The sequence below is a fragment of the Halomonas sp. AOP22-C1-8 genome (assembly GCF_052378905.1).
Taxonomy (GTDB): Bacteria; Pseudomonadota; Gammaproteobacteria; order Pseudomonadales; family Halomonadaceae; genus Vreelandella; species Vreelandella citrativorans.
This window is the reverse complement of the sequence record NZ_JBQSYD010000049.1, coordinates 1-9148: the sequence shown is the minus strand read 5'-3', so window position 1 is coordinate 9148 and position 9148 is coordinate 1. Positions and strand designations below refer to the sequence as shown.

The following is a 9148-nucleotide window of genomic DNA, read 5'->3' as shown; positions in this document are numbered from 1 at the left end:
AGGATGATCCATTGAAGCTTAACAGTGCTCTCAGTCAGAGTATGACGAAATCCGCAGAAAAAGGATTTTCCTTCCTTACGAAAAGTGCTGTTGGCGATGCATCTAAAACAGGACTCAAATCAGTTTCGGGTAGTACGCTACACAGCGCTATTAAAGAGGTTGGCGGCTTCTTTGGATATAAGTTCAAGGCTTGGGAGGCCGTGAAAATCGCGGACAAAATAGGGAAGGGTGCGAAGTTTTTAGGTCCAGCCATGGTGGTTTTTGGGGTTGGTATGCAGATGTATGACGACTATCAGCAGTCCGAGCATGCAAAAGAGATCCTCAAAACAAAGAGGGATATTCGCAAGAGCTTCAAGGAGTACAGTGATGCCGTGCGTAAGAGCATCGACGCGCAGCTCGAGAAAGTACTTTATGCCGGCTTTGATCTACCCATCATGAATATCGATGAAGCCCTTCAGGAAATACGTTCACAGGCTGAGGGCAAGTCAGATAGTGCTAATGCGCTGCGCGTACAACTAGAAGACGTGATAATGCTTCGTGAAGAAATACAATCATTATATTGAACGTAATTGCAGGCAATGGCTCTGCTAACAAAGCGCTGCTGTCGGACAAATTTTCCGCCGCGCTCCAAACTTGCCGCGGAGCGCGGCGTTAGGTATTACGGTAGGGAGTTAGTATTTTGCCAAAAGGAAGAAGTCAATTCATCGGAGCTTCGGGGCAGTTTTATGTGGCTCATCAATTAACTAAGCGATTTATTCATGCGAGTATCACTGTCGGAAATGCGCCTTCGGTTGACATAATAGCTACTAAAGAAGACGGCTCTAAAAGTATTTCGATACAAGTTAAGACATCACAAGACGCATACCGGCGAAGTCGATATGATCGTGAGGGATGCGAATGGGATGTTGGCACTGGAGTAATAGAAAAAATCAGCTCTAACCTGTGGTATGCGTTTGTTGATTTGAAGCTTGGTTCAGAAAGTGAGCCTGACGTTTATATTGTTCCATCGCTTTGGGTTGGTGACTTTGTAAAGTCTGACTGGAGCAGAAAGATGTATTTTTTGCCCTCTAGTGCATGGGAACTTACAAAAAATAAATGGGAACTTATTTCATCCTGTTTGGATGATAATCCTGAAACGAAGTTGTTTAGTCAAACTTGGCCAGAAGATAAACTTGTCCGGTGGGGGCAGAATACCTAACAAGCGCATGTTGCCGGACTAGTTTTCCGCTACGCTTCAAACTAGCCGCAAATGCGGGCGTTATACATGAGAGGGAACTCAGATGAGCCTGAAAGAGCACTTTGAATTACTAGCTACCTACAACCAGTGGATGAACTCGAAGGTTTATGCGGCTGCAGGGCAAATCTCTGCGACAGATTTGGCGAAAGACCGTGGGGCTTTTTTTGGCTCCATCCTGGGTACTCTGAACCACATCCTAGTTGGCGATACCATTTGGCTCAAACGTTTTGCTACTCATCCGTCCTGCCTGAACCCATTGCGGGAGGTCGCTGACCTTCAAAGTCCTGAGAGCCTTGATCAGGTGCTCTTTGAGGATATTGCTACCCTATCTGAGCAGCGAATCTGGATCGATCGTCAGATTGTCAATTGGACAGCCGAGCTATCCGAAGGTGATCTAGATTTCGTCCTTAGCTACCGCAACACTAAGGGTATTGCTGCTCATAAAAGATATTCGAGCCTAGTGCTTCATTTCTTTAACCATCAGACTCATCACCGAGGGCAAGTCTCTACTTTGCTATCACAGGCAGGCATGGATGTCGGGGTTACTGACCTGTTGGCTCAGATTCCAGAGGAAGCTCATGCATAACCAAACCAGCCACGGCGACGGCTCTTCCATTACGGCTGCGCCTCCATTTCGTAGCCGCGCATGCTGGCGGCGTTAAGTTTCGAGGAGTAAACCATTGAGTAAGGATGAGACCCCAAGCGCTGTAATTTCCTATTCTTGGGATTCAGAATCGCATAAAACGTGGGTTCGCGAGATCGCTCAGCGTCTCAGACTGAATGGGGTGGATGTTAAGCTTGATCAATGGCATGTAAAACCCGGGCAAAGCCTTACTCAATTCATGGAGAAGGAAATAGTCGAATGTGATCACGTAATCATCATTTGTACACCAAACTATTACGAAAAGTCACTGAAGCGTCATGGTGGGGTTGGCTACGAACAGCAGATTATCTCAGGGCATATCGCAGCCGGTGTCCAGAGGGAAAAGTTCATACCAGTTGTGCGAGAGGGGGGATTTGAGCCTGGAATAGCTTGCGCCATACCACCCCACTTCGCAGGTGTTTTCGCAATAGATATGAGGGAAGAAGACGGAGTGGACGGCTCTGTCGAATTGCTTTTACGAACCATATTTGAAGATCCAGTACATGCAATTCCGGAAATCGGTGAAAGACCGAACTGGGATAAACAAGAAAAAGAGTTCACAGACCTTCGCTTGGCAACAATAGACTTAGATGGATATGAACTCCGAAGTGGATTGGCGCAACATCATCGAACTCCCGAAACGTTTTATATGCCTGAGGAGAAAGAGCGTCAAACTTTGAACGAAGGGGATATCGTTAAGCTAATTTTCATCATTAAAGTCTCTGAGGATCCCGAAGATCCGGACGACGACGGCACGTTTGGCGAGAGAATGTGGGTAATCGTTACTGGACGTAATGGACCCTACTATACGGGGGTATTGAACAATGTGCCGGTCACATCAGATGAGCAAGAAAACCTCTTTCTAGAAGATGAGGTAATATTTTTGCCAGAGCACGTCATTGATATCACAGAAACTTAACAAGACCTGGCACGGCGACGTCTTTTTCGTTGCGGCTTCGCTTTCACTACAAAGCCGCGCGTGCTGGCGGCGTTAGAAGCATCAGAGGGGGGGCAGTGGACTGGTTGAAGAAGATATTCAGAAAGAAGGCTTCGACGGAAACGGTGCCGGCAGTCCAGACCGAAAATGAAGCGACGTACGAGCCGGACCCGGAGATGCAACGGAAGCTGGAAGAAGGCTGTGCTGCCAAGGACGCGGTGTATGCCCGGCTCGGCGAGTTGGACGATGACGTCCTGGCGCCTCTCGTTAATCCCTCCTTCATGGGCGGTCCGTGCTGGCCGTCGTTGCGGCAGTCATGGCGAGTCATTCGCAAGCCCTCCTCAACCATCGTCGCAAGCGATGGTCTCTCGGATCCGTTCGAGGACGAGAGAATCCCCCTGGGGTTTAAAATCGAGGTCTGCGCAGAGGCGCCGGAGGCCTTTGAGAACGTAGCCGGCAGTTGGCTCTTCGAGCTCGTCTATCAGGTCAGTCAGCTAGTGGCCCAGCACGGCCAGGTCTACGAGTTGCTCCAGAAGTACCAATCATTGTCCACGGTGGTGGATGTGGATGGCGTACCTGAGGAGTATCAGAACGAGGATCGGTGTTTGTCAACGTAGTTGTCGCGTAGACCATCCATTTATGCAGCATCCTTCTGCGCTATTTCAGGCCTGTCAGGGTTGAGTGTCACCGGCCCAACAGGCTGCCATTTTCTCGTCTCTTTTGACCAACGTGCCGGTTGTCCGGCTCGGGCCTGCTGGTACAAGGCATGACGTTTGGCCAGAATATCCTTATCAAGACCTTGATGGCGTTCTGTCGGCGTGACGAAGCCTATTCGACTGTGCCGGTGCTCGGTGTTGTACCAGAGGATGAACTCTCTTACCCAGATCCTTGCATCGTCCAGACTTGCAAAGCCGGCAGTCGGCCACTGTGGGCAATATTTCAACGTCTTGAACAAGGCCTCCGAGAAAGCGTTATCGTTACTGACCCGTGGCCTTCCCCGCGAAGGCGTTACACCCAGGTCATGCATTTTGCTTAACAAGGTGACCGACTTCATGGGAGCGCCATTATCAGAGTGCAACACCAGCGGAGTGCGTAGGCATTTCTCGCTGAGAACACTGCGTTGTAGCAAGGCCGCTGCGTCATCACCAGACTCTGCCGTGTGTACTTCCCAGCCAACCGCTTTGCGGCTGTAAATATCTTCGATCAGATACAGATAGTAATATTGCCCTCGCACCAGCGAGGGTAAATACGTGATGTCCCATGACCACACCTGATTAGGATGGCTCGCTTTATGCGTTGTCGGTGCTGGATGCCGACGCGGCGGCTGACAGCGCCCTCGTCGGTGCTGCTGATCAGCCGCACGCAGCACCCGATAGAAGCTGCTCTCCGATCCGATGTAACGACCTTGATCCGCTAAACGAGGCACTATTTGGCTCGGTGGTAAATGGGCAAATTCTTTGCTGTTACAAAGGGCTAAAATAGCTTGACGTTCTGCCTTGGATAACGCATTCGCCGGTGTCGGGCGAAGCGCGGTTGTGCGTCCATCGGGCCTTACAACGCTCTCTGCTGTCCAGCGCTGGAACGTGCGTAAGCTAATGCCCACTTCATCGCACGCGTATTTCTTGCGAGCCCCATGGGTGATGGCTTCAGTGAGCCATTCGACATAAATTTGCCTGTCTGGCAGCAAGGTCAATTGTCCTCGCTGTCGTCGTCCCAGTAGGCGTTGAGCTTTTTTCGCAGCACCAATAACGCAGCGGCTTCCGCTAACGCCTTCTCTTTACGATTAAGTTCACGCTCCAGCTGACGAATACGCTTCTTGTCAGCTTTAGCCTGGTCTCGCTCTGCCTGATGTTGCACCCTGGTATTTTGTTGGCCCGCCAGGCAGGCGGCCTTCCAGGCCTTAACCTGTTGAGGGTAGAGGCCTTTGCCACGACAGTACTCGCTCAGCTCAATCTCGGAAAAGGTGGCTGTTTCGATGACCACTGATAGCTTGGCTTCTGCCGACCAGTTGTCGGTTAATGTTTGATCTCCGGGCACCGCAGCCCCTCCCGACTTGGCCTGTTTACGCCAAGCATACAGGGTGGCATCGGAAATACCTTCTTGCCGTGCCACTTCAGCAACGGATAGGTTGTGCGGAGGTAACAGCTTCTTCAACAGCGCTTCTCTGCGCTCTGGGGAATAACGTGGCATCGCAGTACTCAAACCGCCCCCGGGAATTGGTTAGGGTAAAACCAATCAGGCGACAACTACCCTGACACCGGGGGGGATGGCCGAGTTGGAGTTCTTGTGGGGTTCCCTGCCCGTGACCTCCCCAGCGAGATTGAACTTCCAGATGGGAAGATCCGCCTTCTTGTTATCAAGTTGCTACTTCCGACCGAGCTTAAGTACATCGAGAGCGGAGAGAACATGGAGGCTATGAGAAACAGGCTGATTGGGGAGTTCCTTTCACTGCCGCAGGCTCATTTGAGCACCTTCAACCGGGCGTCGGTGGTGTGATGCTTCTAACATCTGGTTGGAGCCGACGTCGCCTTCGGCGCCGCGGCTCAACCAGGGCGTTAGAGAGTAAAATGGAATGAAATTGCGAGCCGCAGAAGCATTAGATCTTTCAACCTCTTTAATTTGGATAGACGACGAGCCTTTTTCCGAATGTAGGCTGGATCGACGGTGCAATATACGCCATCGTCTCAGACTATATGGTCTGAGACGATAACCTAACCCCGAAAACTCTCAAAATGTAATGGGTCTGCTGTGTCCACAATACGTGCCCGGCCTGGCAGCTTGGCACTCGTATAGGCGCGATTAATCAAGGCGCACATCTATAGGGTACACAGGCGTATCCAGCTCACCTAAATACCAGATCTCAATACTAGAGGGCTGGCCGTAAAAATAATACACATCGACGCTTGATTGCCCTGCGCCCTGTAAACTGTGGAATGTCATCTCTGCAAGATACCCTTGCTCGTCACGCGCAAATACATGATTGTGTCGCAAGTTAGGTGACGAATTTGACTCAACTGGCTCAAATTCCGAGTAATCAATCACCAAACGGTTGTACTCAAAGCTAATCCCTGCGGGTAATTCCTCCACTGCGTATGCTTGCTTGGTCAAGTTACTTGCTAGCGCCATATTAACCTGTGCGGTCATTCTAACGGGTACGCCCGTAAAGCGCTCAGGGTCATAGTTGAAGCGCCCAATCATATGGATCGACTGCACGGTTTTTGAATTTACGTCAAAGCCTGTCTTTTCCGCTTGCAGGTTGCTTTGCTCAGGGGCTTTAACTGGATTGCCCTCAACATCGAAAAACTCGAAAAGCGCCATGGTCGGCGTCCTCATGCGATCACGACGGTCGATCAGTAAATCGCTTTGCACGGGTGGGTAATACCACGCGACTTGCCCAAGGTAATCGAGCTCAGCGTCGGTATCATCACTTGGCATTAAATAGCGCGCTACTTGCACCGCCTCGGCTAATTCGTCAGCCTCAAGTTCGGTGCGCTCAGCGCGTAGGGCTAGTTGGCCTGAGTAAACGGGTGCAGTGGGTTCAATTTCTGGTAATTGCGCCAAACCGGCATCCGCTCGGCGTGCCGTTGGCATATTATGCACTGGGATATCTAACGCTTGCTCCACGATCTGGCTATCTTCGTGATATACAAATAAGGTCACCTGCCCGTGCGCTACGGGGCCATTAAAGCTACTAGCAACGAAATGAGCATCGCCCCATGCCGCCGCAAGCTCGCTGTCAAGCGCCTCTAGTTTAGCCAGCGCGGTGTCATAATCCAAATCGTTGCGTGCCATGCGTTGAAATAAATTATCTAACAGCGTGTTGAGGCGTTCATACACATACAGTGGTTCCCGCTCGCTCTGCACATGGGCTAAATAGTGACCTTGGCTATCCTGGGCGTCGGTGACGATATCCTGGCCAAGCCACTCAATCGTGCTGCTTTCGTCGGTTTCTATGCGCAACGCGAACGAAGAGGCGCCAAAAGCCTCTAATACGACACGCACGCCATTCTGATCGAAGGTTCTACCAACATCGTCTGCACTAAAATTGAAGGTGATGACATCCTCGGGTAATTGGGCTTTGAATTCACCCTTTAAACGCACGGCGGGCGGCGCAGCGTCTTCATCTTGACCGAGATAACAGTAGGTATCGCCAGCCAAAATCACCCGTTCAGCTTGGGGTTCTCGCTGATTCGTATCCGGCAAGGTGAGTACTTCGCCGTTCGCGAGCTCTATACTTTTATAATCAACGCGGTGACGTATTGGCAAGGGAAAGCCTGGTTGGACTTGCATGCCCTGGTTGCCGGTGCGACGCATACATAACGGATTAACGTGGGTGTTAAAGGCTCGAATACTGTCTACAAAAGCTTGCTGCAATGATGCTACATCCGAGTAATCCGACAGCCGATATATGCGCGGCAAGCTAAACTCAATATCACCTGGCTGGCCATATAAATGAAAGGTGTTGATAGTAGAAAAGTAGGCGTGACGCACCTCATTCGCTAAAAGATCACGTAGCTTGGCATCATCAAGTTCGGCTAAAGCCTGTTGTCGACTTTCGTAAATGGCCTGTTGTTGTTCAAATAGCTGGTGCATATTGCTCTCTCCTGGGGCTTCTAGTGAAACCTGCGAGGCATTCGCACCTTGCCCATTAGAGTCTTGATTTATAATAAATAAACCAATACATGCCGAGGCGACTATGAGCACTATCAGTGACTTACTCGCGACTTTCATATTCACATACCTTGTGTTTTAAATGCGTGCGGATATTGTATATAAGGTGGGTTTAATACATATATCAATTTAAAAAATTATTTACGTAGCTTTTCGCAACTAATGCGTGGTTGAAAAAACGCCTAGTGCGTTCGGTTACTGAGCGCTTAACTAAGTACGAGGTGAAGTAAGGCATTAGGGGCACACGCTCTGAACTCACTGCCCGCTGAACCTGCATAGAGTGCTAGCAATCCAGGCTGGGGTCCTGGTGGTAGTGATCAAGTAATATTGGCTACTACAATGCGAGGGTTTCATCTTTTAGAGTCTAGGGGGCACGGGTGAGTAAACACCTAACAAGTCAATGAACTACGCGACTGCGGCGCCGGACGTGCCAGCGCACGCTGGTTATTTCGGGCGTTAACCATATTAGGAAGTTAAGATCGTGCATCAATATCTAGAGTCAACGGAATACATAGACTGGAAGACGCCAGAGGTGCAGACCAAGGCGAAGTCACTAGCCGCTGACGCTGACTGTCTCAAGCGAGTTGCAGAGAAGTGCTTTGTCTTCGTCCGAGACCAAATCAAGCATAGTTGGGATTACGAGTGTGATCCTGTGACATGCAAGGCATCCGACGTGTTGAAACACGGTACAGGTTACTGTTATGCGAAGAGCCACCTGCTGGCAGCATTGCTACGAGCAAATGGAATACCGGCGGGCCTATGCTATCAACGGTTAACCATTAGTGATGATGGTAATGGGCCACCTTTTTGTCTGCATGGCTTGAACGCTCTATATCTTGAGGAGCACGGCTGGTACCGAATTGATGCTCGGGGTAATAAACCAGGAGTGACAGCGGATTTTTGTCCCCCAATTGAGCGCCTAGCATTTCCTATAGTCACTGCGGGAGAAGCGGATCTTCCGGAAATATGGGCAGAGCCAATAACGCCTGTTCTTGGCGTGCTTCTAACAAAAAAGACATATCGCGAGGTGGCAGATAATCTACCGGATATTCAGTTGAATGCTGCTAACAAAGCATTGCAGCGGCCGAGCCGCTGAATGCAGGCGTTAAGGGCAAGGAGATAAAATGGAACTTATTCATTTAGAAAGCACAGATGAACTATACAAAGAAGCATTGGATTTACGGTATGACTTATTTTTCCGATCTCCTGGCCTTCCGCGAAAAATACTGTTTGATGCACTCGAGTGTAGTAGTTTTCATATCGCTGCAGTAGAGAATGGTTCGTTGTGCGCATATGGCCAACTAAGCGAAGAAAGCCCACGAATCTTTAAGATATCTCAGATGGTAGTCCGCCCAGACATGCAAGGGCAGGGCTTAGGTGCAAGCATCCTAACGAAACTGACACATGAAGCGCTTGAAAAGGGGGCTGAAGAAATTTATTTAAATGCTAGGCTACATGCCGTATCAATGTATGAAAGATTGGGCTTTAAAGCTTCAGGTAAATTTTATGTTGCTAAGAGTACGGGAGTCCCACACATTAAGATGATCAGGCGCATCTAAATTGCCCATAACAAGCGTTTAAGGTTGATTCTCAACGCTTGGAGTTTTTGGTTTTCATTAGCTTTAGTGATTATGGAACAATGGCTTAGGTGGGGTGCTAG

The 9148-nt window shown here is 49.8% G+C and carries 9 protein-coding genes; 7 read left to right on the top strand and 2 right to left on the bottom strand.

Annotation, left to right across the window (positions count from 1 at the left end; translation table 11 throughout):
* The 5 genes from ACT3TY_RS17505 to ACT3TY_RS17485 all read left to right on the top strand — a co-directional run.
* On the top strand, positions 1-563 hold a 563-nt coding region (locus tag ACT3TY_RS17505; protein ID WP_444629048.1), incomplete at its 5' end, for a LeoA/HP0731 family dynamin-like GTPase.
* A 116-nt stretch (positions 564-679) separates the two neighbouring features.
* Positions 680-1198: a hypothetical protein gene (locus ACT3TY_RS17500; RefSeq protein ID WP_444629047.1), complete on the top strand. Its 519-nt coding sequence runs from the start codon at positions 680-682 to the stop codon at positions 1196-1198.
* 82 nt (positions 1199-1280) lie between these two features.
* On the top strand, positions 1281-1823 hold the full coding sequence (locus ACT3TY_RS17495; RefSeq protein WP_444629046.1) for a DinB family protein: 543 nt from the start codon (positions 1281-1283) through the stop codon (positions 1821-1823).
* A 94-nt stretch (positions 1824-1917) separates the two neighbouring features.
* Positions 1918-2799, top strand: a complete 882-nt coding sequence (locus tag ACT3TY_RS17490; RefSeq protein ID WP_444629045.1) for a toll/interleukin-1 receptor domain-containing protein — start codon at positions 1918-1920, stop codon at positions 2797-2799.
* A 95-nt stretch (positions 2800-2894) separates the two neighbouring features.
* Complete coding sequence (locus tag ACT3TY_RS17485; RefSeq protein ID WP_444629044.1) at positions 2895-3434, top strand: hypothetical protein; 540 nt, start codon at positions 2895-2897, stop codon at positions 3432-3434.
* Positions 3435-3454: 20 nt separating this feature from the next.
* On the opposite strand, the gene ACT3TY_RS17480 is transcribed toward ACT3TY_RS17485, so the two are convergent.
* Together ACT3TY_RS17480 and ACT3TY_RS17475 are read right to left on the bottom strand one after the other, a co-directional pair.
* Positions 3455-5007, bottom strand: a protein-coding gene (locus ACT3TY_RS17480) for an IS3 family transposase (RefSeq protein WP_444629043.1) whose coding sequence is annotated in 2 segments (ribosomal slippage) — positions 3455-4554 and positions 4554-5007 — 1554 coding nt in all. Because the reading frame shifts where the segments join, the coding sequence is not laid out codon by codon here.
* A gap of 609 nt (positions 5008-5616) precedes the next feature.
* Positions 5617-7410 carry a hypothetical protein gene (locus ACT3TY_RS17475; RefSeq protein ID WP_444629042.1) on the bottom strand — a complete coding sequence of 598 codons (1794 nt, stop codon included), beginning with the start codon at positions 7408-7410 and terminating at the stop codon, positions 5617-5619.
* A 559-nt stretch (positions 7411-7969) separates the two neighbouring features.
* Between ACT3TY_RS17475 and ACT3TY_RS17470 the strand changes: the two genes are divergently transcribed.
* Positions 7970-8584, top strand: coding sequence for a transglutaminase-like domain-containing protein (locus ACT3TY_RS17470; protein ID WP_444629041.1), 615 nt, complete (start codon positions 7970-7972; stop codon positions 8582-8584).
* A gap of 28 nt (positions 8585-8612) precedes the next feature.
* Positions 8613-9047 (top strand): GNAT family N-acetyltransferase, encoded by a 435-nt coding sequence (locus ACT3TY_RS17465; RefSeq protein WP_444629040.1) that lies wholly within the window; start codon positions 8613-8615, stop codon positions 9045-9047.
* Positions 9048-9148: the final 101 nt, after the last annotated feature.